The sequence below is a fragment of the Micromonospora sp. WMMD736 genome (assembly GCF_049179015.1).
Lineage (GTDB): Bacteria > Actinomycetota > Actinomycetes > Mycobacteriales > Micromonosporaceae > Micromonospora.
In genome coordinates this window covers 6,538,651-6,563,784 of the sequence record NZ_JBMHMI010000001.1, presented here as the reverse complement: position 1 = coordinate 6,563,784, position 25,134 = coordinate 6,538,651, and the positions used below count along the sequence as shown (strand labels likewise).

Sequence of the window (25,134 nt, the reverse complement as noted above, 5' to 3'; positions counted from 1 at the left end):
CCCCGGGCAGGCTCGATGACGTACGCCGGCGACGGGCATCCCCCCGCCGAACCCGCTCACCAGGAAGGCTCACCGTGCAGCCGAGGATCAACGGATTCGACTACCAGCGCGTCACCGTCGCCGACGGCGTGACGCTCAGCGCCGCCGTGGGCGGCTCCGGGCCACCGATCGTGCTGTTGCATGGTTTTCCGCAGACCAACCTCATGTGGCGGCACGTCGCGGCCGACCTCGCCGCCGACCACACCGTCATCTGCCCGGACCTTCGCGGCTACGGCGAGAGCGACAAGCCTGCGGACGGCGACGGCACCGCGTACTCGAAGCGGACCATGGCCGCCGACGTCGTGGCGCTGGCCCGCGCGCTCGGCCATGACCGCTTCGCCCTGGCCGGGCACGACCGGGGCGCCCTCGTGGCGTTCCGCGCCGGCCTCGACCACCCGGCGGCGATCAGCCGGCTCACCCTGCTCGACGTGCTGCCCACCCTGGACATGTGGGACGTGCTGCACGGCGCCGACGCTTCCGTCGCCTTCCACCTGTACCTGATGGCGCAGCCGCCCGGCCTGCCCGAGAAGTTGATCGGCGGGAGCCCGGACGCGTTCTTCGGCCACTTCCTCGACGTCTGGACCCGGGATCCGGACGCGCTGCCGGCGGACGTGCGCGCGGCCTACCTGCGCGCGTCCCGCGACGCGGTGACCTCGATCGTCGCCGACTACCGGGCGTCCGCGGGGATCGACGTCGCGCACGACGAGGCCGACCGGGCGGCCGGTAACCGGCTGCGGATGCCGGTGACCGTGCTTCAGCAGGACTGGGGGGCCGCGCTCGGCTACGACGCGGCGGCCGTGTGGCGGGCCTGGGCGCCGGACCTCACGCACCGGACCGTCACCTGCGGGCACTTCATGGCCGAGGAGGCGCCGGCCGTCGTGGTGGGGGCACTGCGCGGCCACGAAGAGTTGGATATCCGACACTTAATGTAACGATCGACCGAGGGGCGGCCGGGTTGCCGCAAACCGCCCGGCTGCCCCCTCTTAAACGTTCTGACCTGCGGAAATGCGACCTTACACCAGGTGGACGCAAACCGGTCGGCGGTGATACACAGGCAGATATCGGCGACCAACGACGGCACGTCGGTGCCCCTCTCGACCATCGACCGTTCCCCACCGCCCCGGCTGAGGGCTGGTGCCATCCGGCAGCAGTGCGTACGTCACCCTCACCGGGCACCGACCACGGTCGCTGGCGGACTCGGGGCCTTCGACCAGGGAGTCGCCGTGAGGTACTTGCGTATCCGTTCCCGCCACCAGCCGTACGAGGTCGCTGTACTGATCACGGCACCCCTCTGCGGCATCATGATGATGGTCCTCGACATCCGGCCGACCTCCATCCAGACGTCCATGCCGACACCCCTCCAGGCCGCCTGGGAGGTCGGTCTGATCGCGGTGGGCGTGTGCGGGTTGCTGGGCATCCTGTGGCCCGGACGGCTCTCCACCGGGCTCGGCATCGAGCTGGCGTCGGTCCTGGTTCTCGGCACGATCGCCGGCATGTACGCGGTGGCCCTGTTGGCGCTGTGGAATCAGCAGTCGCTGGTCGCCTCGTCGTTCGTCGTGGCGGTGGCGGTGGGATCGCTGTGGCGGGCCGCGCAACTCGCCGTCGACCTACGCCGCCTCGTCCGAGCGTGTGAATGTGTGAGCTACGAAGAACTACAGGGAAGTGTCCCGTGAACACCTCGCCGGCCCCTGCCGCGCCACACTGGGTGCAGGTGGCGCTCAGTGTGCTCGGCATCCTCGGCGGTTCGACCGGTCTCGCCGCGATCGCCACCGTGCTGGTGCAGCGGGGCAAGTTCAAGGCCGACGCCGCCGACACCCTCACCGAGGCCGCCCTCACCCTGGTGCAACCGTTGCAGAGCCGGATCACCGAGTTGGAGGGTGAGGCGCTGCACGCCCGCTCCGAACTCGGCACGCTGCGCGAGCAGGTCAACCAGTTGCAGTTCGTCGTCCGGGTGCTGACCCGCACGTTGGACCGGTGGCGGGCGGCGATCCGCGCGCCGGACGCCACGCTGCGCCGGGTGCGCGCGGTGGTGGCCGAGTCCGACCGGATCCCCGAGTAGCTCTACGTCGCGTCGGAGCCGCGGAGCCGGACGACGAGGTCGCGTACGGTTGCCCGGAACGCGGGGTCGGACTCGCCCGGGTGGTGCCCGCGCAGCGGCGGAGGCCGGCGCTCGCCGGGCGGCGGCAGCAGGCTCTCCGGATCCCGCAGCCGCCGGTCGACTTGACCGGCGGGGTCGGCGGGATCCGGCGCGGGATCGCCAGGTCGGTGCGCGGCGAAGATCCAGCCGCCGACGGGATCGGTGTCCCGCCACAGGTTGACCCACCGCCACCCGACGCGCTCCCCCACCGCACGCAGCGTGTGCCCGTCGAGGTACGCGGGAAAGAGCCGGGCGTAGAGGCGGTCCAGTGGGGAGCCGTAGGTCAGCAACGCGACCCGTCGGCGCGCGGCCGGCGGCAGCCGCAGCACCGCGAGCGCCAGCAACGCCGAACCATGGCTGTGCCCGCACAGCAGCACGCCGCCGTGCCGCCCGGTGAGGTGCCCGATCCGGTCCGCCAGTTCCGGCACCGCCCGGTCGGCGTAGCTCGGCGGCGCGAACGGGTGGGCGGCCCGGGGCCAGAAGGTGCCCAGGTCCCACAGGATCCCGACGTGCCGGCGGAACCACGCCGTGCGGTAGGCGAAGAGTCCGCCCGACAGCAGGGTCACCGCCACCACGGCGACCAGATAGGTGCCGCCCACCAGACCCATCCCGACGGCACCGGCCGGCAGCCCGAGAACCTGCCGGGCCACCTCGTCCGGTTCGCGCCCGAACAGTCCGAGCAGGCTCGTGGCCAGCCCGATCAGGGCGAGCACCGCGTAGGTGACGGCCAGCAGGCCCAGCCACTCGGTGAACCGCGCCCGGGCCACGGCCTTCGTGACCTCCCGCAACCGCACGGACGCCCCCGGCGGCGGCGCGGGGAAGTCACGGGTGGTGATCGCCGCCGCCGCACGGCGGCGGCGTCGCCGCGACAGGACGGTCAGCACCCCACCCAGCAGCACCGCCGCGTCGACGTGCAGGAAGAAGGCGAGCACCGTCCAGCGGTACGGCAGCGGCGGACCGCCGTCACCGCGGTATCCGCCCAGCAGTACCCCGCTCTGGTAGACCAGGCCGGAGGCGAGCGCGCCGGCCAGGCCGACCGCGATGGCCGCGATGACCGCCGCGCCCGCGCCTCCCGGCAGCGCCCGACGACCGTCGGCGTGCCCCCGGTGTCCCACCACCAGCCCGCTGAGCAGCACCAGCAACGACATCTGACCGAGCAGCGTGCCACCCGCGATCCCGGCGTAGCCGGGGAGTCCGGAGGACGACGGCCAGCCCCGCCCGTCGTTCGCGACGACGACGAGGGTCACCACGGTCAGGCCGGCCGCCACCACGGCGGTGCCGCGCGCCGCCCCGGTGGCCGTCCGCGCGGTCGCGGCCCGGTCGAGCAGACCGGGGACGGCGAGCAGGACGACGCAGACCACCAGAACCGCCACGGCGCACGCCAGCAGCAGCGTCGTCCCGACCGTCGCGCCGCCGGCCCGCCGGGCCGTGAGCAGCAGCAGGTCGAGTACGCCCAGCGCGGCCGCGACGTGGATCGCCCGTAACCGTTCCACCAGCGGCTCCACGGCCCACAGCGGGTTGCCGGCCGGGCGGGGCCGCCGGGTGCCGAGCAGTCGCAGGAGCCCCACGGCGACGATCGGCACCGACGCCAGCACGGCCAGCCGCTGCCCGACGTGTCGGTCCTGAAGCCCGAACAACGTGTCGAAGGGCGCCCGGCACGGTGTCCCGCCGAGACAGCGCCAGGCGAGCAGGTCGAGGGCGACCCCGGCGATGGACACCACGTACACCAGGGTGAGGTTGAGCGCGAGGAGTCGGCAGAGGGCGGTGACCCCTGCGGCGCGCCGGCCGGTGGGGCGCATCCACACCGCCGCGTTGCTGAGCATGAACGGCAGCAACAGGACCATGGAGAGCGTCCGGGCCACCGTGCCCGAGGGCAGATCGCCCCAGCGGTACGCCTCGAGCGTCAACCCGTCGGGGCCGTCGGGGCCGACCCCGTCCGGGCGGTAGAAGCCGCCCCGATCGTCACCCGCGACCTGACGCGCCGACGCCGAGCCCAGGACGACCGAGGGTTCCGCCCCCGACACGCCGTGCACCCGCAGTTCCACCACGTCGGCGGGTCGCGGTGGGGCACCGTGTCGCGGTGCTGGCATCGGCGGATTACCCGGGTCGCCGGGGATCGGGCGTGCCGTCCCGCATCGCTCGGTCGGCGTACCGCCGGAGGCTGGGCATCCCGTCGACCAGGACGATCAGCACCAGTACCCCGGCGACGACGGCGCTGTTGGCGACGTGCGGAAGCCGCTGGGTCGCGAACCCGCACACGATGATGGCCGGCACCCCGATCAGGCGGGCCCACGGCCGGCTGCCGTCGACCGCCCACGCCAGCAGGATCCGGGCGGTCAGGAACAGCGCGGGACCGACGATCCCGAGGGCCAGTTGTGCCGTCTCCTCGGTGCGGGGGTCCTCGATCGTCATCTCCATGGCCACCGAGGTGGCCAGCACGCCGGCGATCATGAGCAGGTGCAGGTAGCCGGCGAGCAGCGCCAGCCTGCTGCCGGGCGGGCCGGCCGCCGTGATGCTCGCGCCCAGCCGCGAGCCGGCCGGCACCAGGTAGAGCCGGGCGAGGGCCACCGCGGTGACGAACGCCAGCGCGAAGGCCAGCGTGCTCTCGACGTGCAGGCCGGAGTCGCTGTAGGCGATGCCGGCGAACAGGATCAGCTCACCCAACGCGATGATGAAGATCTGCTGGTACCGCTCGGAGAGGTGGTCACCGTTGACCTGGAGATCCGGCCAGGAGCTGCGCCCGAGCCACGGGAACGGCCAGCGCAGCCGGGCCAGGGAGTACTCCAGCACCAGGGCGAGGGTCCAGAGCACCTCCCGGGCCGGTGCGACGGCCGCGCCGACCAGCCACATCGCACCGGAAATGGCGAACCAGATCGCCACCCGCAGGCTCCGCAGTTGCAGCGGATGCCCGCGCAGCGCCGGGATCAGCAGCGCGCCCCGACCGAGGTGGATCGCCACGTAGGCGCCGGCGAAGAGCGCGGCGTGCGAGTCGAACGCGGTGGGCACGGCCGCGGCCATCAGCAGGCCGCCGAACATCACCCAGAGCAGGAGTACGACGATCAGCGGCGCCCGGGGATCGAACCAGTCCGCCGACCACGCGGTCACGAACCACACCCACCAGATCGCCGCCAGCATCACCATGACCTGGAAGCCACCGTTGACGCTGGGATCGTCGACCACCGCCCGGGACAGCCGGGTCAACGCGAAGATGAAGGCGAGGTCGAAGAAGAGCTCCAGGAACGAGGTCCGGCGCGGGTCCTCCCGCTTCTGAAGCAACCGCCCGGGAAGCGCGTTCGCCATCGCCCCCCCTTCCCGGACGTCACCTGCCGTCCCAGTCGTACCATCCGCGCGGCCCGGCCCGGGTGGGTTCGGCCGGGCCGGGCAGCACGGTCAGCGGGCCATGAGGTCCGCCGCCGTGGTCCAGAGCCGCTCGGCGTTGCCCGGGTCGAGCGCGTACGCCGCCACGCCGCTGTAGTCGGCGGGCCGCTCGGTCCGGACCGGCGCCTCGGCGCAGTCCTCGAAGTAGCGACCGCCGACGCCGTCGAGCAGCGGGGACGCGGCGAGCAGCACCGACGTGGCGGCACCCTGCTGCGGGGTCTTCTGCCGCTCCTTCGGGGTACGCAGTCCGCCGGTGTGCTTCTGCAACCCGGTGGCGATCGCGCCCGGGTTCAGGGCGTTGGCGTGGATGCCCTCGCCGGCCCAGCGGCGGTCGGCCTCGACGGCGAGCAGGGCCTCGGCGCTCTTGGACTGCCCGTACGCCAGCAGCGGGTCGTACGGCCGGAACGCGAAGTGCAGGTCGTCGAAGATCACCGGGGAGAAGAGGTTGCCGCTGGAGCTGACCGACACGACCCGGGCGCCACCGGCTGCCGCGAGGGCGTCGTGGAGGCCGACGGTCAGCGCGTAGTGCCCCATGAAGTTGGTGGCGAACTGCATCTCCCAGCCCTCGACCGTGCGCTCCAACTCGGGCAGCGCCATGATTCCGGCATTGTTGATCAGGATGTGCAGCGGCCCGTCCCAGCCGGCGACGAACCGGCGTACCGAATCCTGGTTGGCCACGTCCAGCTCGCGGACGGTGACCCGGTCCGCGTTGATGCTGGCCGCGATGTCCCGGGCGGCGTCCTCGCCGGCCGGAACGCGACGCACCGCGAGCACGACCTCGGCTCCGGCGGCGGCCAGCGCGCGAGCCGTCTCGATGCCGATACCGGCCGCGCCGCCGGTGATGACGGCGCGCTTGCCGCCCAGGTCGACTCCGGCGAGCACCTCGTCGGCGGTCGAGGCGAAACCGAATGGCGTGGTGATTCGCTCGGTCATCTCTGTCCCATCTCTCGATCACGCTTACCTGACCCACTGTCACCCGGCCGGCCGGCGACATCCGGGTTACCGGTTTTCCTGGTACTGGCAGGACCAGGCTGGCGGCGACGATCGCTCCTACGATGAGCTGGTGAGCACCGCCGGCCCGCTGGGCGAGTACCTGCGTGCGCGGCGCGAGCTGATCAAGCCGGGTGACGTCGGTCTGCCGGCACACGGCCGGCGGCGGGTGCCGGGCCTCCGACGCGAGGAGCTGGCGCTGCTGGCCGGCATCAGCGCCGACTACTACCTGCGGTTGGAGCAGGGCCGGGACCGCAACCCGTCGGCCCAGGTGCTCGACGCGCTGGCGCGGGCGCTGCGGTTGGACCCCGAGGCCACGGCGCACCTGCACCGCCTCGGCGGACACGCCCCGGCCGGCCACCCGCCACGGCGGCCGGAGCGGGTGCCGGTGGGCATCCGGCAGTTGGTGGGCTCCTGGACGCAGACGCCCGCCTTCGTGCACGGCCGACACCTCGACGTGCTCTTCGTCAATCCGCTGGCGACCGCGTTGGCGCCGATCTACCGGGTCGGGGTGAACCTGCTGCGCGAGGTCTTCCTGGGCCCGCACGTGCCGGCGCTCTACCCGGCCCCGGAGTCGGTCGCCGCGAGCGCGGTGGCCGGCCTACGCGCGCAGGTGGGGGTCGAGGTGGACGACCCACGGCTCACCGAGCTGGTCGACGAGCTGACGGCGGGCAGCGAGCTGTTCCGGCGGCTGTGGGCACGCCACGACGTCACCGTCCGCGCCGGCGGCGGGCTGCGGGTGTTCCACCATCCGCAGGTCGGCGAGTTGGAGCTGCGCTACGAGAAGTTGACGATCAGCGGCACGACCCAGTCGCTGGTCGTCTACCACGCCGAGCCGGGCAGCCCGTCCGCCCACTCCCTCGCCCGGCTCGGCGGCACCGCCGCCGCGCCCGTGGCGGACGAATAGCACCGGACGTCGGGTCAGCGGGCGCCGGCCCGCTCGGCGACCACCACCGAGATGCCGTCCAGGACGCGTTGCAGGCCGAACTCGAAGGCGTACTCCGGGCCGTAGGCGGCGCCGTGCTGCTGGCCGGCGGCGGTGCCGACCCGGGACGCGGTCGGGTAGCGCTCGGGGTTCAGGAACGTCTCCAGCCAGGGCGCGTGCGACTGCCACCACTGGCCGTCGGTCATGCCGGTCTCCCGTTCCAGGTCGACCACCTCGGAGGCGGCGCGCGCGGAGGACTTCACGTGCCCGAGCACGAGGGTGAGCACGGCGTCCATCTCGACGTCGGTGAGCCCGATGTCGGCGACCGCGCCGAGTTCGTGGTCGTACTTGGCGATCAGGTGCGGCCCGAGCACCGGCCGGGTGGTCTCGGCCCGCACCATCCACCGGTGCCGCTGGTAGAGCGCCAGGTTGTCACGGGCGATCCGTTCCAGCCGGGCCCGCCAGTCACCCTCGACGGCGGAACGCGGCAGCTCGCCGTACGCGGTGTCGATCATGACGTCGACGAGTTCGGCCTTGCCCGGCACGTACGTGTAGACCGACATGGTGCCGACACCCAGCGCCTCGGCGACCCGGCGCATGGTCAACGCGTCGAGCCCTTCGGCGTCGGCGATGTCGATGGCGGCCCGGACGATCCGGTCGACGGTAAGCCCCTGCCCGGCGCCGCGGCTGGTCGGTTCCCGGGTGCGCCAGAGGATTGCCAGGCTGCGGGCCGGGTCCGCGGTCGGCTTGCGCTCAGTCGCCATGGTGCGGCAATCCTAGCAATGCGGGCGTACCCGGTACGCCGGCCGGCCGACGCCGACGAGGCCCACGCGCGGTCCCTCGTCGGCGTCGACACCGTCACGGCTTGAGCACGACCTTCTCGCAGTCGTCCTGCTTGTTCTTGAACAGGTCGAAGCCGCGTGCCGCGTCGTCCAGCGGCATGGTGTGGGTGATCACCCGGGTGGGATCCAGCTCGCCGTTCTCGATGTGGCGCAGCAGCGGCGTCATGTACCGCTGGACGTGGCACTGACCGGTGCGCAGCGTCAACGACCGGTTCATCCAGGCGCCGGAGGGGAACTTGTCGAGGAAGCCGCCGTACACGCCGATGACCGACACGATGCCGCCGCTGCGGCAGGACAGGATCGCCTGGCGCAGCGCGTGCGGCCGCTCGGTCTCCGACCGCACGGCCTGCTTCACCCGGTCGTACGCGTGCAGGTGCGCGCTGCCGTGGCTGGCCTCCATGCCGACCGCGTCGATGCACTTGTCCGGCCCGCGTCCGCCGGTCAGCTCCAACAGCCGGGATCGGACGTCCACCTCGTCGAAGTTGATCGTGGTGTGCCCGGCCTCCTCGGCCATCCGCAGCCGGTACGGCTCCTTGTCGATGGCGATGACCGTGGCCGCGCCGAGCAGACGGGCGCTGTCCATCGCGAACTGGCCCACCGGGCCGGCACCCCACACGGCGACGACGTCACTGGGCTGGATGTCGCACATCTCGGCGCCCATGTAGCCGGTCGGCAGGATGTCGGACAGGAACAGCACCTGCTCGTCGGTCAGGTCCGACTCGATCTTCAGCGGCCCGACGTCGGCGAACGGCACCCGCACGTACTCGGACTGGCCACCGGCGAACCCACCGGTCAGGTGCGAGTAGCCGAAGATGCCGGCCACCGGGTGACCGAACATCTTCTCCACGATCCCGGCGTTGGGGTTGCTGTTCTCGCAGCACGACCACAGCTCGGCCGCACACGCCGCGCACGCGCCGCAGGCGATCGGAAACGGCACGACGACCCGGTCGCCGACCCGCAGCCGGTCCGCGTCGACGCCGTCGCCGACCTCCACCACCTCGCCCATGAACTCGTGGCCCAGCACGTCGCCGTCCTGCATGGTCGGCACGTACCCGTCGACCAGGTGCAGGTCCGAGCCGCAGATCGCGGTCGAGGTGACCTTCACGATCGCGTCCCGCCGGTTGAGGATGCTCGGGTCCGGCACGTCGCGGACCTCGACCTTGTTCCGGCCGGCCCAGGTGTTCGCCCTCATGCCGCCTCCCCCTTGGACAACTCGTCGCTGGACAGCGGCTGCGCCGGCCGCTGCGGGAACTCCCGGCGGGCACGCTTGCCCCAGGGCGCGCCGTCGGAGCGCACCACCTCGCCGGTCTCCAACACCTGCTTGAGGCGGCGCAGGTCGTCGTCGAGCTGCTGGTGCGGCTCCTCGCCGAAGTACTTCGCCACGGCCTGGCCGAGCTTGCCGCCCGGAATGTCGTAGACCAGCAGCACGTGCAGCTCGGTGCTCACGCCGTCCGGCGCGGGCACGAACCACACCTTGCCGGTGTTCGGCACGTCGGCGTCGCCGGTGGACCGCCAGCCGATGCGTTCGCCCGGCACCTCCTCGGTGATCTCCGCGTCCCACTCGACGCTGCGGTCGAACGGCGCGCTCGCCGTCCAGTGACTCGTCTTCTCCCCGGTGACGCGCACCTCCTCCAGATGGGCCATGAACGTCGGCAGGTTCTCCAGACGGCGCCAGAAGGCGTACACCTCGGCCGCCGGTTGACGGATGGTCGTCGTGGCCAGCAGATCCATGATTCCCTCCCCTCTCTCAGGCCTCACCTACCCCGACAGTCACGTCCTGCACGTACGGCAGGCAGAATTCGCCCACGAGTTGGGGCGTACGGGAGATTCAGAGCCCTTCGCGGGTGTCGGACAGCCGCGGCCCGGCGGCGGCCGGCACGAGGTGGCGTACCTGCGGGATGCCGTCGGTCAGCTCCCGGGCCCGCGCCTCGGCCTCGCGGTCCGCGCCGGTCAGCCGACCGCCGTGCTGGCGCAGGTGCTCGTCCCACGACGGCACCAGGTACACCTCGACGAACCGGTCGGTCGTCTCGGCCGGCCGGAACAGCCCCCAGCGCATCGCGCCGGTGCGCTGGCGGGCCGCGCGCACCGCGTCCATCGCCGCGAGGAACGGTCCCTCCCGCTCCGGCCGGACGGTGTACCGCACCGTCACCAGCACCGGCCCCACCCAGGGGTCCGGCTCGTGCGCCAGGTTCAGTTGCGGCCAGTAGGACGCCGGTTCACGGTTCACCGACCGCAGGTCCGGCAGCGGCCAGATCCGGCTGGTGACGGTCCCCACGAACATCGACACCGCGGCCACGAGATAGGCGGTCAGCAGCGCGCCCATCTCGGCCACCAGACCCCACAGCAGCGCGCCCACGGCCTGCCCGCCGGCGAAACACACCTGGTAGACGGCCAGGCCCCGGGCCCGTACCCAACTCGGCAGGAAGAGCTGCATCTCGGCGTTGATGTTGGCCAGCACCGTCACCCAGGCCATCCCCGCCGGCAGCAGGGCCACCAGCACCAGCGGCACCGCCCGCACGGTGCCCACCACCACCAGCGCGGCGGTGAACAGCACGCCGGAGACGAGCAGGAGCTGGTTGGCCGACAGCCGCGTACGGATCACGGCCAGCAGTACGCCGCCCGCGATGGCGCCCACCCCGAGCGCGCCCAGCAGCAGCCCGTACCCACCGGAACCCAGCCCGAGCCGCCGGGCCGCCACCAACGGCAGCAGCGTCCACAGCGCGCTGGCCGGGATCACGAAGACCAACGCGCGGCGCAGCAGCCGGCGCACGGTCGGCGAGTGGCGTACGTAGCGGCTCCCGGCGCGCAGCGCGGCGGTGAACCGCTCGGGCACCTCGACGGCGCGGGCGTTGCCGGGCCGCCAGCGCCACAGCGCGTACGCGAAGACGGCGAACGCCAGCGCGTTGAGCCCGAAGACCGGGGCGACGCCGGTCCGGGAGATCAGCACGCCGGCCAGCGCCGGTCCGATCGCCCGCGCCACGTTCACGCTGATCGAGCCCAGCGCGGACGCCGAGCGCAGTTGGTCCTGCGGCACCAGCTCCGGGATCACCGCCGACCAGGCCGGCAGGGTGAGCGCCTGCCCGACCCCGAACGCGAAGGTCAGGGTGAGCAGCAGGGCCGGGGGCATCCGGTCGGTGAGAGTGAGCAGGGCCAACGCCACCGCCACCGCCACCAGGAACAGCTGTACGGCGATCAGCAGGTGGCGACGGTCGAAACTGTCGGCCAGCACACCGGCGGGCAGCGCCAGCAGCAGTACCGGCAGCAGGCTGGCGGTCTGCACCAGGGCGACGAGCGTGGCGGCGTTGGCGTGGTGGATCAGCAGCCACTGCGCGCCGACGGTCTGCATCCAGGTGCCGACGTTGGCGGCGAGCAGGGCCAGCCACAGGTTGCGGTAGACCGCGCCGCGCAGGGGCGCCCACGCGGAGTCCGGACGGTCCCCCACGCCGGACCCCGCCGTCACCACCGCCCGTCCGCGCGCAGCACGCGCTCACCGGAGACGTAGAGGTCGTCGGGTCGCAGCAGCAGCAGTCGGACGACCTCGGTGGCGACCTGCTCGGGCAGGGCGTAGATCTCGTCGAGGAACTCGGCGCCCACGCGTTCCTGCAGCCGGGTCGGCATCGGCCCGGGATGCAACTGCATCACCTTGATCCGGTTGCTGTGCTGGGCCTCGGCCAGCGAGTCGACGAGACTGCTGCCGTAGCTCTTGGTCGCCCGGTAGACCGGTATGCCGGGCCGGGGCGCCGCCAGCGCCATCGCCCCGACGTAGACGACGTTGCCGTAGCCCTGCCGGTTCAGGTGCGCCAACGCCTCCCGCAGCAGGTACGTCGTGCCCAGCACGTTGACCTCCACGGCCCGCCGGATGTGCTCCACGGGCAGGTCCCCGAGGTCACCGCCCGCCCACATCGACGCGCACGCCGCGACCCCGTCGACGGTGCCGTAGCGCCCCACCACCTCGGCGAACGCGTCCCGGACCTGCTCGTAGGAGGAGACGTCGCAGACCGCGCCGTCGCACCCCAGTTGGTCGGTCGTCGCGGCGACCTCGGCCGGCACGTTGCCGAACACCACGACGCGGTGCTCGTCGAGCAGCAGCCGGGCCACCGCGAGGCCCAGCCCGCTGGTCCCCCCGACCACCACGAACGTCCTGGCACCCATGTCGCTCCCGCCGTCGCCACCACAGCTCACACGTCGCGCGTCCTTCCCTTTTTCGGACCCCGCACACCCCGACGCGGGTAGTGCTGGGCATACCCCGGAAAGGGGATCTGGACGGCTGGGGCGGCCCCTGGCCGGCGATTAGCGTCTGCGGCATGACCTCGGAACACCCCCGTCACCTGGCCGCGACCCTGCGAAGGCGCGACTGGCTGATCTCCGCCTGGCCCTGGCGCGCGCTGGCCTACCTGGTCACCACCGTGCCGATCGCCGGCGTGCTCACCGTCGGCCTGCTCGTCATCGGTGCGCCCCTGCTGGCCGCCACCAACGCGCTGCGACAGCACGGCCGGCCGCCGTCGATACCGCTGATGCTGTTCCTTGCGGTCGGCAGCCTCACCCTGGTGGCTCTCGCGCCGCTCGCGAGCGTCCCGGTCGCCGCCGTCGAGCGGTGGCGACTCGGACTCGTCGACGGTCGCCCCCTGCCCGCGTCGCCGTGGCCGGGGCTGGTCGCCCGCTACCGCAGCGCGGCCGGCTGGCGGGAGGTTGCGTACCTGTTCTGGCTGGGCGGTGCCGTGCCCGTCGCGTACTGGACGTTCCTGGTATTGGTGCTGCTGGACCTCGGGATGGTCACCAGCCCCTGGTTGGCCGGTGACGCCGATCCGGTGGTGATCTGGCGGCCGATCGAGACCACCGGCGAAGCGGTGCCGTACGCGATCGTGGGTGTGCTGCTCCTCCCGGTGCTCTGCTACGCGGCGGGACTGCTCGCCGCCGTCCAGGCCGCCGTCGCCCGGTGGGCGTTGACCAGCCCCGTCGACGCCGCCGCCCTGCGCGAGGTCGCCCGCTCCCGGACGCGGCTGGTCGGCGCGTACGAGGCGGAACGGCGGCGCATCGAACGGGACCTGCACGACGGTGCGCAGCCCCGGCTGACCAGCCTCACCCTTCAGCTGGGCCTGGCCCGGCTGGACGTACCGGAGGACTCCCCCGCCGCCCGGCCCCTCGCCGTGGCGCACGACCAGGCGCGCGGGCTGATGGTGATGTTGCGGCAGTTGGTGCACGGCATCCGGCCGCAGAGCCTCACCGACCTCGGCCTCGCCGACGCCGTCCGCGAGGTGGCCGACGCGTCCCCCGTCGCGGTCGCGGTGCACGCCGAGATCGACGCTGACCTGCCGGAGATCGTCGAGACCACCGCGTACTTCGTGGTGTCCGAGGCGCTGGGCAACGTGGCGCGGCACGCCGGGGCGACCCGCGCCGACGTACGCCTGACCCGGGCCGGCGGCGACCTCGTCGTCGAGGTGTCCGACGACGGCCGCGGCGGCGCCGACCCCGCCCGGGGCACCGGCCTGACCGGCCTCGCCGACCGGGTCGCCGCCGCCGACGGCCGGTTGCTGCTGGCCAGCCCTCCCGGCGGGCCCACGCTGGTCCGGGTGGAGCTGCCATGTCGCCGGTGACCCGGGTGGTGCTCGCCGAGGACGAGGTGCTGCTGCGCGAGGGCCTGGTGGCGCTGTTGACCCGCTTCGACTTCGAGGTGTGCGCGGCCGTCGGCTCCGCGCCCGAGCTGCTGGAGGCGGCCCGCGCGCTCCAGCCCGACCTGGTGCTGACCGACATCCGGATGCCGCCCGGCCGGCGTGACGACGGGCTGCGCGCTGCCGTCGCGCTCCGCGCCGAGCGGCCCGGCCTGCCGGTGGTGGTGCTCAGCCAGTTCGTGCAGACCGGGTACGCGGCGGCGCTGCTGGACAGCGGCGACGGCCAGCGGGTCGGTTACCTGCTCAAGGACCGGGTGGCCGAGGTGACCGAGTTCGTGGACACGCTGCGCCGGGTCACCGACGGCGGCACCGCGATCGACCCGGACGTGGTGCGGCAACTGCTGCACCGGCCCCGCGACCCGCTCGCCGCGCTGTCCGCCCGCGAGCGGGAGGTGCTGGCGCTGCTGGCCGAGGGCCGCTCCAACGCGTCCATCGCCGCCCGGCTGCACGTCACCGAGGCCGCCATCGGCAAACACGTCGGCAACATCCTGCTCAAGCTCGACCTGCCACCCAGCGACGACACCAACCGGCGGGTACTCGCCGTGCTCACCTATCTGCGCGCGGATCCGGTGGCCTGACCGGCGGCGGACGATGATCGGGGCGTAGATTCGACCGGCGGCACCGGTGCCACCAGGGGCGCGGGCCAGCGAGACGGGGGTACGGCATGGCGGAGGCGCTGCGGGTCGGTCTGCTGGGGTACGGGCTGGCGGGTCGGGTCTTCCACGCTCCGCTGATCGCCGCGACACCCGGGCTGCGGCTGGACGCCATCGTGACGCGCGATCCGCAGCGACGCGAGCAGGCCCGGAAGCACTTCCCGGACGCCCGCCTGGTCGACGACGCCGACGAGCTGTGGCGTACACCCGATGCTCTGGACCTGGTGGTGGTCGCGACGCCGAACCGGCAGCACGTGCCGATGGCGCGGGCGGCGCTCGCCGCCGGCCTGCCGGTCGTGGTCGACAAGCCGCTGGCCCCCACCGCCGCGGACGCGCGGGCGCTCGTCGAGGAGGCCGACCGGCGGGGGGTGCCGCTGACGGTGTTCCAGAACCGCCGCTGGGACGGCGACTTCCTGACCGCCCGCGCGCTGGTGGAGAGCGGCGAGCTGGGACGGGTGCTGCGGTTCGAGTCCCGGTTCGAGCGGTTCCGCCCGACGATCAAGCCCGGCTGGCGGGAGCTCGCCGGGGTCCAGGAGGCCGGTGGCGCCCTGTTCGACCTGGGCGCGCACCTCGTCGACCAGGCCGTGCAGCTCTTCGGCCCGGTCGAGCGGGTCTACGCCGAGGTCGACCGCCGCCGGGCCGGCGCCGAGGTCGACGACGACGCGTTCGTGGCGTTGACCCACGCCAACGGGGTGCGCTCGCACCTGTGGATGGGGGCCATCACCGCGCAGCTCGGCCCGCGACTGCGGGTGCTCGGCGACCGTGCCGGCTACACGACCTACGGGCTGGACGTGCAGGAAGCCGCGCTGCACGACGGCGGCCGACCGGACCAGCCGGGCTGGGGCGAGGTCCCGCCGGAGCGGTACGGCCTGCTCGGCGTCGACGGTGACCTGCGCCCCACGCCGACCGTGCCCGGGGCGTACCAGAGCTTCTATGCCCAGGTGGCGGTGGCGCTGCGCGACGGTACGCCGATGCCGGTGGACCCGCGCGACTCGGCCGCCACGGTCGAGTTGATCGAGCTGGCGCACCGGTCGGCGGCCGACGGCGTGGTGCTGCCGGTCCCGGCGGCCTGAGCCTGCCGGACCTATTCCGGCTCCGGCTCGGAGGGGCCCTCCTCCTGCTCGGAGCGGGCAACCCGCTGCTCTGAGAGAGCTTCGTCCTGCTCGGAGAGGGCATCGTCGGGCACGCGGGCGTCGTCGTCCGTCATCGCGTCGTCCGACGGGGCGACGAGGGCGGCGAGCCGGCGTTCGGCCTCCCGGACCTCCTCGTCGAGCCGAGGGTTCTCCTCGTTGGGCCCCTGCGACATGAGCGACCTCCATCGCGCGCGGACCGCGCCTGACTACCCGGCCTGCCGCAGGGAATGCGCCATCGGACCTGGCCAGCCGGGATTGATCCACTCCACGTCGCCGATGTCGCGCTATCCGGGGGACGCGATAACCCCACATCGGCGACGTCGAGTTGATCGTGCGCTTCTAGCTTGATCACTTGATGCTCAGCAGTTCCAGGAAGCCTCTCCGAACTGGTGAGCATCAAGTGATCAAGGACTACGAAAGGCCCGCCGATCAGGCAGGCGGCTTTTCCGCGACCCACAGGCCACGTCCGGTCGCCGACCTCTGGGCGGGACTCATCGTGAGACCGCGAAAGGTGCCCGTCATGCCGATCGACGAACCAGTCTCCAGGGCTACCGAACTGTTCACCGCCAAACGCATCCTCGACGCGCACTGGACGGATGCCCTCGACTCACCGTGGCGGGCAGGCGGATGCCTGGAGTGCAGGGGCCGGGACAACTGCCCTCAGCTTGAGTGGGCGTCGGCCCTCGCGGCGGAGGTCGCCTCGGTCATGTTCCAGAACAGTGACCTCGGGGAGCGCGAAAGGGAGGGTGGGTCGAGCACCGGGTGGGCCGGGGGGCGCGGGGGGCGTTGCCGGCCCGACCCGGTGCCGGATCAGCGCTGCTTCAGCTCGCGCCAGGATGGGTGCGTACCGCGCCAGGCGTCGGCGAGGATGGTCGCCGAAGCCCGGCTGGGGCACTGCTGCACCCGCTCACGGCCCGACGCCCCACCGATCTGGGCGCGGACCTCCCAACCTTGCCCGTCAGTACGGATGTACACGTCCCGGCGCCCGCGCGGGGTCGTGTCACCGTTCCACCAGTGTTCCTCCACCTTCATTCGCCGACCGTATAGCAATTTTCGCGCCGGGGGTACGGCGCAGGTGAGCACGTACAGGGGCAAGGAGCGCAATCCGGGCGCACTTCCACCTGTGCGGGCGACAGGGAGGAACCGCATCGGCGATTCCTCCCTGTCCTGAGCGATGGATCAGGCCCCCGTCACATACCGCTGAACACGCCCGCCAGGGTGCTGGCCAGCTTGTCCTGCCCAGAAGGGCTGGGATGCGGTGACCCACCCTCGGCGGTGATCTGGATGTCACCCGGAGTGAACGGCGGCGGGAAGGCCACCCGTACCGCCGGGTCGAACGGGACCCCCAGCTGGATCGCCCAGTTGAGGTCGCTGATCACACCCCGTACGGTGCCCACCCAGAGCGGGTCGATCAGCGGCGACAGCATCGACACCGGTTGCGGCGGTATGTACGACAGCAGGGCCGCCGGTAGGTACGCCTTGAGCTGCATCCAGGCGTACTGCCCGATGTCGATGTTGGCCGGGGTGATGTCGTAGTAGAGCATCCACACCACCTTGTCGGCGCCCGCCGCCAACAGCGAGTTGACGATGAAGGTGGCGTCGGCGGTCACGCCCGCGTACTGGCTCGGACCGTCGTAGCGGGGCACCTGCACGTTGATGTAGTAGTCCTCACCCACCGGCAGGTCGATCCAGAAGTTGCAGCCGCCCCCGTTGGTGATGATGCCGCCCTTGCCACCCACGGCCGCCCACTCGAAGCGGATCAGGCCGTACGGGTCCAGGGTCTCCGCCGCGAACTCGTAGGCCCGGCACTTCGCGAGCCGGGTCAGCACCGTCGTCCAGTTGGTGTTGTTCACGCCGCCGGTCGTCACGTGGTACGCGTCGTGCTTGTCGCTCTTCGCCTTGGCGATGCGGGCCGTGGCGAGACCGAGCGGGCTGGCCACCCGGGCCCACGCGTTGCCGCACGAGTCGGGACCGGCCCGGCCGGCGATGATGTCGCCGGTGCCGTACCCGGTCCGCGCGTAGTTGTCGTAGTCGACGATGCTGCCGTTCATGTCGAAGTAGCGCCGGGCGTAGCTGTAGACGCCGTTGTTGCCGGGCATCATGCGATCGTCGAACGAGGTGTTCGGGCAGCCGGGGCCCATGATTCCGAAGCCGAACTGGTGGTGCGACGAGCTGATCGAGTCGCCGGTGACGGTGAGCACGGTGTCGTCCTCGACGGTCTGCACCTCACGGCAGCGGATGCGGTCCTTGTTGGCGTCCACCAGGGTGGGGTTGCCGTTGACCTGCGGGCAGCCGGTCGGCGGCGGGGGTGGCGGCGACCCCGGGCCGCCGGTGGGCCAGGGCGGCCCGCCGGTGGGGTCCGTCGGGTTGCTGGGTGACGACGAGCCGCTGGGTGAGGCGCTGCTCGACGGCGAGGAGCTACCAGACGGCGACGCGCTGCCGGACGGCGAAGAACTCCCGGACGGCGACGCGCTCCCGGACGGCGAAGAACTGCCCGACGGAGACGCACTCCCCGACGGCGAAGAACTGCCCGACGGAGACGCACTCCCCGACGGCGACGAGCTACCCGACGGAGACGCACTCCCCGACGGCGACGAACTGCCCGACGGAGACGCACTCCCCGACGGCGAGGAACTGCCCGACGGTGATGCGCTGCCCGACGGTGATGCGCTCCCCGAGGGGCAGGGCGTACCGCTGGGCGACGAGCTGGGCGAACCGCTGGGCGAGGTGGGCGCTGTGGCGGTCACGGCGGGGGCGCCCTGGGCGACCGCCTGGGCCGTCACCGGCGGCCGGGTCTGTCGGCTCGGCGAGGCCGACGTCGAGGGCGACGCCGAACCGCTCGGGGTCGGGCAGTCGGCGGCCGCCATCCGGTTCTGGGTACGGATCTGCGCGAGCCGCGCCTCGACCTCCGCCGGGAGCTTCCCGCCCGGCTTGACGCACGGGTCGAGCAGCCACTTCGTACCCTCCAACTCGCGGGTGCAGGGTGCCGCGTCGGACGACTCGGATGCGGGCGCGGCGCTCGCCGGAGTGGGCGAGACGCCCCCGGCGGTCGGGGCGACCACCGCGGTGAGCGTGGCCACCGCCAGCGCCATCCCGGCGGCGAAAAGAACGTTCGGGAACGACCTGGTGGGTCGTGCTCCTGGTGGTCCGCTTGGATCCAACTGGCTCATTGCCGTCCTCCAGGGACTGAGTGCACCGGTAGGTTGTTACCGCACGGTAGGGAGGCGCGCGGTAACCCGGTAGATCAGTCGGCCTTACCTACTGTCGAGCCGGGATCGCTCGCGGTGACCATCTCCCGTACGCCCGGCCGTCTCGTGACCGAGCACGACGGCCAGCTCCCGGCGGTTGCGGACGCCCAGTTTCGTGAAGACCCGGGCCAGGTTGTTGTTGACGGTGTTGACCGACAACCCGAGCCGGTCGGCGATGCTGCGGCTGGACAGGGCGACCGCGAGCAGCGCGACGTCCCGCTCGCGGCGGGTCAGCGTCGCCTGCTCGACGCCCGAGGCGGTCGCGGCGAGCAGCGGTGTTCGTACGCCCCGGCAGGCCTCGGCCAGCGTCGCGGCCCGCTGTGCCACCGCCAGTCGAGGTCGACCCCGTCGGGCGTACGCGCGGGCGGCGACGCCGACCGCCTCGGCGGCGAGCAGGGTGTGCCCGCGGGCGACGAGGTCGTCGGCGGCTGCCTCCAGGGCCGGCCCGTCGTCGTGGAGCAGACCGTCGGCTGCGTCGGCGAGGGTCGACGCCAACCCGCCGAGCTGGTCGGCGAGGGTACGCAGCCGGTCCCGGACGGGCTCCGGGGCGCCGAGGCGTGCGCACTCGTACAGCGCCACCGCCTCGATGGTGGGCTGCTCGCTGCCCCGGGCCAGGTCGGCGGCGTGCCGGGCGGTACGGATCGCGGCGGTGCGGTCCCCCTCGGCCACCTGCACCCAGGCGCGGTTCAGCTCCACCCAGGCGTGGAAGATCCGGTTGGCGGTCCGCTCCCGGGCGTCCGCCGCTGCCAGCCAGCGTCGCGCGCCGGACAGGTCGCCGGCCAGGGCCCGCACGCCCGCCAGCTCGGCCCAGTACGTCCTGACCAGGTGGTACTGGTCGTTCTCCTCGACCAGGGCGATGGCCTCGCGCAGGTCTGCCTCGGCGGCGTCGAGCTGCCCCTGGGCCTTGCCGATGATCCCCCGGAACCCGGCCCACACGGCGACCATCCCCCGCGCGTCGCTGGCGACCGCCGCGCGGTAGCCCTCGTCGGCCAGCTCGACGGCCTCGGCCAGCTCACCGGCGGCGTACCGGGCGTAGCAGAGCCCCAGCCCGACCTGGGCCTCGTTCCAGGGCAGGTGCTCGGGCGCGGCGGCGAGCACCGCCCGGCCCCGCCGCGCCAGCTCCGCCGCGAGCCCGAGCCGGCCGAGCATGCCCGCCGCCGAGGCCGCGCCCATGGTCGCCCAGCTCGCCGCGCGTACGCCGGTGTCGGGGCGGGCGAGCACGGCCTGACCGACCGCCAACGCCGCCTCGCACCGGCCGTCGTAGAACAGCACCCACGACCGGGTGGCCTCGGCCAGGTCGTGGCCGGGCGAGCCCGCCGGCACCATCCGCAGCGTCTCGTGCGCCTCGTCGATCCGGTCCAGACCCCAGTACAGCAGCCCGGCCCGGGTGATCGCCCAGATGGCGAGCCGTTTGCTGCCCGGTGGCGGGGCCGGCGGGAGCATGTCGAACGCCTCCTGGCTGCGCGCCTGGTACTGCAACACCCGGGCCAGCAGCCACTGCGCCTCCCAGCCCGGCGCGGCGTCGTACGCCGTGCGGGCCAGCCGCTCGGCCAGGTCGATGTCGAACCGGTCGATCGCCTGCCGGGCGGCGGCCAGCGCGACACCCGGGTGCCGGACGCTGCCGGAGCGCAGTTGCCACACACCGGCGACCAGCGCGTCGTCGCGGCGGCGCAGCGGCATGCTCGCCAGCACGTCGGCGAGCTGCCCGAACACCGTCCGGGAGCGGCTGGCGGGCATGCTGGCGCGCAGTGCCTCGCCGTAGAGCGGATGGGCCATCCGCAGGGCCGTACGCGCGCCGGAGCGCTCCGCGACCGCCATGCCGCTGCGCTCGGCGGCCTCGATGGCGGTCGGGTCGACGAACCGTTCCAGCAGGGCCAGGGAGAGGGGTTCGCCGCAGGCGACCACCTCCAGCACCTGCCGGGCGGCCGGTTCGAGGGCGCGCAGCCGGGCGCTGACCAGCTCGGCCAGCCGGGGGCTGCCGGAGGCGGTGCCGCGCCAGCGCCAGACGCCCCGCACCTCGTGCAGGCCGCCGGTCTCCATCGCGTCGGCGAGCAGTTCCCGCAGCAGCAGCGGGTTGCCGTCGGCGAGCTGTCGCAGCCGACGGCGGCTCAGCGCGTCGAGCGGACCCGGCGCGGCCTCGTCGAGCAGGTGGTCCACGGCGGTGGCCGGCAGCGGGCGCACCTCCAGTCGCCGGCCGGACCCGGTCCACAGTGAGGTGAGGGCGTCCGACAGCGGTTCGCCCGCGCGGACCGTCGCCACCGCCACCGCCAGACCGTGCACGGCGAGCTGGTGCAGCAGCCCGACGGACGGTTCGTCGAGCAGGTGCGCGTCGTCAATGCCGATCATGACCGTGCGTCCGGCGCTGCGCCGGGCGAAGTCGCGCTCCACGGTGACGACCAGCCCCATCGGGTCGGCGTGCGGCCGGGTCGGCGCGGGGATGAGGTGCGAGACCGCGCCGAACGGGATCGAGCGGGCCGCGCCGGTCGCGGAGACCCAGTGGCACTCCACACCGCTGTCACCGGCGCGCGCCAACGCCTCCCGCAGCAACCGCGTCTTGCCCACCCCGGCGTCGCCCACCAGCACCAGGCCGGGCATCCGCGCCGCCACGGCGTCCTCGATGGTCTTCAGCTCGACCTCGCGGCCGACGAGTGCCCATTCCCCACGTCCCGGCATGACGACCCTCACCTCGCCCTCGGGGCAGCCCTGCCGTCCACCCTATGGGCAGTCCCGACACTTCCGCTCGACGGCGATCGATGCGGTCAGGACGAGGTGGTGAGCAGGTAGTCGTCCGCCTCCGGGCTCCACCGCAGGTCGACCGCGCCGCTGGTGGCGGCGGCCTTGCAGAACTGCAGGAAGCTGCGGTAGCCGAGTTTCTTCTCGCTGAAGTCGGGCCGGACCCGGCGGAGCTGGTTCTTCAGACCGGAGAGCGCCACCGGGTTGCCGGCGCTGCCCAGGTCGCCCACCACGCCCCGGAGCAGGCCGAACGCCACCTCCCGGTCGCCGTGCTCGGGCAGGGACACCTCGGGGTCGCCCTTGGCGGGCCCCTCGGCCAGGTCGACCACGTTGTGCTCGGCGAGGTGGCGCAGCAGCTCGCCGAAGGTACGGAAGCCGTAGTCGGACTCGCTGAAGGTGGGATCCTTGCGCAGCAGGGTGCGCTTGAGCCGGGAGGCGGTCACCTCGCCGCTCGCGCTGCCCTGCAACCCGGCCACCGTCTGGGCGACCTGCACGGCGAGCGTGTCGACGTCCCGGCCGGGCTCCTCCCCCGCCGGCGGCTCCTCCACCTCCGGCTCCCGCTGCTGCTCCGGCTCGGGCGGCCGCTGGTCGGGGCCGTTCTGCCGGGCCGGACGGGCGTGCCGGGCCCGTACGGGCGGGATGTCGACGCCCTCCAGCCGGTCGTAGTACAGGAACTCGTCGCACGCCGGTGGCAGCAACGCCGACGTGGACCCCTCCACGCCGACGCCGATGACCCGCTTGTTGAGTTCCCGGAGCTTGTGGACGAGCGGGGTGAAGTCACTGTCACCGCTACAAATGACGAAGGTGGAGATGTAGTCGCGTTCGAACGCCAACTCGATGGCGTCGACGGCCATCTTGATGTCGGCGGCGTTCTTGCGGGACGCGCCCATCCGCTGCGGGATCTCGATCAGCTCCACGTGGGACCGGGTGAGCATCCGGCGATCCTCGTCGAAGTACGACCAGTCGGCGTACGCCCGACGCACCACGACCCGCCCGCGCTCGGCCAACGCGTCGGCGATCGGCCGGAAGTCGAAGGCCGCGCCGCCACGGTGGTCGCGGGCCCCCAACGCCAGGTTCTCGTAGTCGAGGAAGAGGGCGATCCGATCTTCGTGCTCCACGCGGCTCACCCTACGCCGGCGGTACGGGGTCGGGGCGCACGCGACGCGCCGCGCCTCAACTCGACGTCCGTCCATTTCTTGCGGCTCAATAGTCGCCTCTTTTCATTCTTCGATTGGTGTCTTGCAGTGGGATGTACCGGTGCTGCATCATGACGCTCAATGTCAGGCGTCGGGGGCGCCGGGCGGACCTCCACCACCACCCACCCAGGAGGGTCACCGATGTCTCGCAGCATCCTGCCGACGCGTGGACGCCCGGGCCGCCGCCCGGTCGCCACCGCCGTCGCGCTCGCGGCCGGCCTCGCCGTGCTGGTCGCCGGACCCACCGTGGCCGCCGCCGGCCCGGCCGGGTCACCCGGCACCCAGCCGGTCGTCACCCGGGCCGCGCTCGACCCGGCGCTCGTCGCCGGGCGCGGGGCCGACGTCGACTTCGTCGAACAGGAGGCCGAGAACGCCCGCACCAACGGCGAGATCATCGGCCCGGACCGGTCCGCCTACACCCTGCCCTCCGAGGCGTCCGGCCGCCGGGCCGTCCGACTCACCCCCGGCGAGTACGTCGAGTTCGTCCTGCCCAGCGCGGCCAACGGCATCACCGTGCGGTACAGCATCCCGGACGCGCCGTCCGGTGGTGGGATCACCGCGCCGCTGACGGTCGCCGTCAACGGCAAGCACGTCCGCACCATGACCCTGACCTCGCAGTACTCGTGGCTCTACAACCAGTACCCGTTCACCAACGACCCGCAGGCCGGCCTGCTGCACCCGGACTGGTGGATCACCGAGTGCCAGTGTGTGCCGTCGGCGACCACGCCGTACCCGAGCATCGACAAGCCGTTCCGGCCCACCCACTTCTACGACGAGCAGCGCCTGCTGCTCGGGCGGACCTACCGGGCCGGCGACAAGGTCCGGCTCACCGCGCCGACCGGCACGGCCGCCGCCTGGACGGTCATCGACCTTCTCGACTCCGAATTGGTCGCGCCGCCGCGGGTACGGCTGCTCGCGGCGAACGTCCTCGCCTTCGGTGCCGACCCGACCGGCCGGCGGGACTCCGCCGACGCGATCGACAAGGCCGTCGCCTTCGCCCGCCGCGCACACCTGAAGGTATACATCCCGCCGGGCACCTACCAGGTCAACCGGCACATCATCGTCGACGACGTGACCATCGAGGGCGCCGGCAACTGGCACACCATCATCAAGGGCCGCGAGGTCGCCCTGTCGACCCCCGCCCCGGACGGCTCGGTGCACACCGGCGTCGGCTTCTACGGCCGCGACGCCGCCGACGGCGGCAGCCGCAACGTGCACCTGTCCGGCTTCGCCATCGAGGGCGACGTGCGCGAGCGCATCGACAAGGACCAGGTCAACGCCATCGGTGGCGCGATGAGCGACTCCACGATCGACGGGCTGCACCTGCGGCACACCAAGGTGGGCCTGTGGTTCGACGGGCCGATGCGCAACGTCCGGGTCACCAACACCATCGTCGTCGACCAGATCGCCGACGCGCTCAACTTCCACACCGGCGTGACCGATTCCCTCGTCGCGCACACCTTCGTCCGCAACACCGGCGACGACGGCCTCGCGATGTGGTCGGAGAAGACCGCCAACGCGCGCAACACGTTCGACCACAACACCGTGCAGTCGCCGACGCTCGCCAACGGCATCGCCATCTACGGCGGCACCGACACGACCGTCTCGCACAACCTCGTCGCCGACCCGGTCCGCGAGGGCAGCGGTCTGCACGCCGGCGCCCGCTTCGGCGCAGAGCCGTTCGCCGGGTACCTACGGTTCACCGGCAACACCACGGCCCGCGCCGGCACGTACGACCTGAACTGGAACATCGGGCTCGGCGCGATCTGGATGTTCGCGCTGGACCGCAGCATCGACGCGGCGATCGAGGTGACCGGCGACGCGTACCTGGACAGCACCTACAACGCGATCATGCTGGTCAGTGACTGGCCGGTGAAGGACCTCTACTCGATCACCAACGTACGCTTCCGCGACGTCCGCGTCGACGGCACCGGCACCTCGGTGGTCAGCGCCCGTACGGCCGGATCGGCCTCGTTCGCCAACGTGGACGCCCGCAACGTGGGTGCGGTCGCCGTCAACAACTGCGGATCGTTCCACTTCACCCCGGCCGGCTCCGAGTTCACGCTGACCGACCTGGGTGACAACGACGGCGGCTGGCTCGCGCCGTGGCTGCTGCCCAACACGATCACCTGCGACGACCGGCCGCCGGTGTCACCGCCACCGCCCCCGGCACAGTGGTGAACGCGGTGGG

22 protein-coding genes are annotated in these 25,134 nt (G+C 72.7%); 9 read left to right on the top strand and 13 right to left on the bottom strand.

The genetic code is table 11. The features are described 5' to 3' along the window. The first annotated feature begins 74 nt into the window (after positions 1-74). The 3 genes from ACN269_RS29840 to ACN269_RS29830 all read left to right on the top strand — a co-directional run bounded on the left by ACN269_RS29840 (position 75) and on the right by ACN269_RS29830 (position 2,098). A complete protein-coding gene (locus ACN269_RS29840) occupies positions 75-971 on the top strand; it encodes an alpha/beta fold hydrolase (protein ID WP_421475567.1) in 897 nt (298 codons plus the stop codon). A 291-nt stretch (positions 972-1,262) separates the two neighbouring features. Further along, positions 1,263-1,712 carry a hypothetical protein gene (locus ACN269_RS29835; RefSeq protein WP_421475566.1) on the top strand — a complete coding sequence of 150 codons (450 nt, stop codon included), beginning with the start codon at positions 1,263-1,265 and terminating at the stop codon, positions 1,710-1,712. Continuing rightward, complete coding sequence (locus tag ACN269_RS29830; protein WP_421475565.1) at positions 1,673-2,098, top strand: hypothetical protein; 426 nt, start codon at positions 1,673-1,675, stop codon at positions 2,096-2,098. The genes ACN269_RS29835 and ACN269_RS29830 overlap by 40 nt, the downstream gene beginning before the upstream one ends. Before the next feature lie 2 nt (positions 2,099-2,100). On the opposite strand, the gene ACN269_RS29825 is transcribed toward ACN269_RS29830, so the two are convergent. The 3 genes from ACN269_RS29825 to ACN269_RS29815 all read right to left on the bottom strand — a co-directional run bounded on the left by ACN269_RS29825 (position 2,101) and on the right by ACN269_RS29815 (position 6,487). Continuing rightward, entirely contained in the window at positions 2,101-4,266 is a 2,166-nt protein-coding gene (locus tag ACN269_RS29825) for a hypothetical protein (RefSeq protein WP_421475564.1), read from the bottom strand. Positions 4,267-4,273: 7 nt separating this feature from the next. After that, positions 4,274-5,476: a low temperature requirement protein A gene (locus ACN269_RS29820; RefSeq protein ID WP_421475563.1), complete on the bottom strand. Its 1,203-nt coding sequence runs from the start codon at positions 5,474-5,476 to the stop codon at positions 4,274-4,276. 90 nt (positions 5,477-5,566) lie between these two features. Next, the gene (locus tag ACN269_RS29815; protein WP_421475562.1) at positions 5,567-6,487 is read right to left on the bottom strand and encodes an SDR family NAD(P)-dependent oxidoreductase; all 921 of its coding nucleotides are present in this window, start codon (positions 6,485-6,487) and stop codon (positions 5,567-5,569) included. 130 nt (positions 6,488-6,617) lie between these two features. Between ACN269_RS29815 and ACN269_RS29810 the strand changes: the two genes are divergently transcribed. After that, positions 6,618-7,451 (top strand): helix-turn-helix domain-containing protein, encoded by an 834-nt coding sequence (locus ACN269_RS29810; protein WP_421475561.1) that lies wholly within the window; start codon positions 6,618-6,620, stop codon positions 7,449-7,451. A gap of 14 nt (positions 7,452-7,465) precedes the next feature. On the opposite strand, the gene ACN269_RS29805 is transcribed toward ACN269_RS29810, so the two are convergent. The 5 genes from ACN269_RS29805 to ACN269_RS29785 form a co-directional block, all read right to left on the bottom strand. Beyond that, entirely contained in the window at positions 7,466-8,233 is a 768-nt protein-coding gene (locus ACN269_RS29805; protein WP_421475560.1) for a TetR/AcrR family transcriptional regulator, read from the bottom strand. Between the two features lie 94 nt (positions 8,234-8,327). Continuing rightward, positions 8,328-9,503, bottom strand: coding sequence for a zinc-dependent alcohol dehydrogenase (locus ACN269_RS29800; protein WP_421475559.1), 1,176 nt, complete (start codon positions 9,501-9,503; stop codon positions 8,328-8,330). Further along, on the bottom strand, positions 9,500-10,042 hold the full coding sequence (locus ACN269_RS29795) for an SRPBCC family protein (protein ID WP_421475558.1): 543 nt from the start codon (positions 10,040-10,042) through the stop codon (positions 9,500-9,502). The genes ACN269_RS29800 and ACN269_RS29795 overlap by 4 nt, the downstream gene beginning before the upstream one ends. 97 nt (positions 10,043-10,139) lie before the next feature. Beyond that, positions 10,140-11,753, bottom strand: a complete 1,614-nt coding sequence (locus tag ACN269_RS29790; protein ID WP_421475557.1) for an MFS transporter — start codon at positions 11,751-11,753, stop codon at positions 10,140-10,142. Positions 11,754-11,767: 14 nt separating this feature from the next. Next, positions 11,768-12,463 (bottom strand): SDR family NAD(P)-dependent oxidoreductase, encoded by a 696-nt coding sequence (locus ACN269_RS29785; RefSeq protein WP_421475556.1) that lies wholly within the window; start codon positions 12,461-12,463, stop codon positions 11,768-11,770. A gap of 152 nt (positions 12,464-12,615) precedes the next feature. On the opposite strand from ACN269_RS29785, the gene ACN269_RS29780 reads away from it, so the two are divergent. The 3 genes from ACN269_RS29780 (at position 12,616) to ACN269_RS29770 (ending at position 15,706) form a co-directional block, all read left to right on the top strand. Further along, positions 12,616-13,905: a histidine kinase gene (locus tag ACN269_RS29780; protein ID WP_421475555.1), complete on the top strand. Its 1,290-nt coding sequence runs from the start codon at positions 12,616-12,618 to the stop codon at positions 13,903-13,905. Continuing rightward, positions 13,893-14,558 (top strand): response regulator transcription factor, encoded by a 666-nt coding sequence (locus tag ACN269_RS29775; RefSeq protein WP_421475554.1) that lies wholly within the window; start codon positions 13,893-13,895, stop codon positions 14,556-14,558. The genes ACN269_RS29780 and ACN269_RS29775 overlap by 13 nt, the downstream gene beginning before the upstream one ends. 86 nt (positions 14,559-14,644) lie before the next feature. Continuing rightward, positions 14,645-15,706, top strand: coding sequence for a Gfo/Idh/MocA family protein (locus ACN269_RS29770; RefSeq protein ID WP_421475553.1), 1,062 nt, complete (start codon positions 14,645-14,647; stop codon positions 15,704-15,706). An 11-nt stretch (positions 15,707-15,717) separates the two neighbouring features. Here ACN269_RS29770 and ACN269_RS29765 read toward each other — a convergent pair whose 3' ends face one another. The 3 genes from ACN269_RS29765 to ACN269_RS29755 form a co-directional block, all read right to left on the bottom strand. After that, positions 15,718-15,939, bottom strand: coding sequence for a hypothetical protein (locus ACN269_RS29765; RefSeq protein ID WP_421475552.1), 222 nt, complete (start codon positions 15,937-15,939; stop codon positions 15,718-15,720). A 637-nt stretch (positions 15,940-16,576) separates the two neighbouring features. Then, complete coding sequence (locus ACN269_RS29760) at positions 16,577-16,798, bottom strand: hypothetical protein (RefSeq protein WP_355050387.1); 222 nt, start codon at positions 16,796-16,798, stop codon at positions 16,577-16,579. Between the two features lie 158 nt (positions 16,799-16,956). Beyond that, on the bottom strand, positions 16,957-18,027 hold the full coding sequence (locus tag ACN269_RS29755) for a hypothetical protein (RefSeq protein ID WP_421475551.1): 1,071 nt from the start codon (positions 18,025-18,027) through the stop codon (positions 16,957-16,959). Between ACN269_RS29755 and ACN269_RS29750 the strand changes: the two genes are divergently transcribed. Continuing rightward, positions 18,017-19,009 carry a hypothetical protein gene (locus tag ACN269_RS29750; RefSeq protein ID WP_421475550.1) on the top strand — a complete coding sequence of 331 codons (993 nt, stop codon included), beginning with the start codon at positions 18,017-18,019 and terminating at the stop codon, positions 19,007-19,009. The genes ACN269_RS29755 and ACN269_RS29750 overlap by 11 nt on opposite strands. An 11-nt stretch (positions 19,010-19,020) precedes the next feature. Here the strand turns inward: ACN269_RS29750 and ACN269_RS29745 are convergent, their stop codons facing one another. Together ACN269_RS29745 and ACN269_RS29740 are read right to left on the bottom strand one after the other, a co-directional pair. Further along, positions 19,021-21,687, bottom strand: a complete 2,667-nt coding sequence (locus ACN269_RS29745; protein WP_421475549.1) for an AAA family ATPase — start codon at positions 21,685-21,687, stop codon at positions 19,021-19,023. Between the two features lie 86 nt (positions 21,688-21,773). Next, a complete protein-coding gene (locus tag ACN269_RS29740; RefSeq protein ID WP_421475548.1) occupies positions 21,774-22,865 on the bottom strand; it encodes an NYN domain-containing protein in 1,092 nt (363 codons plus the stop codon). A gap of 219 nt (positions 22,866-23,084) precedes the next feature. On the opposite strand from ACN269_RS29740, the gene ACN269_RS29735 reads away from it, so the two are divergent. Then, positions 23,085-25,124 (top strand): glycosyl hydrolase family 28-related protein, encoded by a 2,040-nt coding sequence (locus ACN269_RS29735; protein ID WP_421475547.1) that lies wholly within the window; start codon positions 23,085-23,087, stop codon positions 25,122-25,124. Positions 25,125-25,134 lie beyond the last annotated feature (10 nt).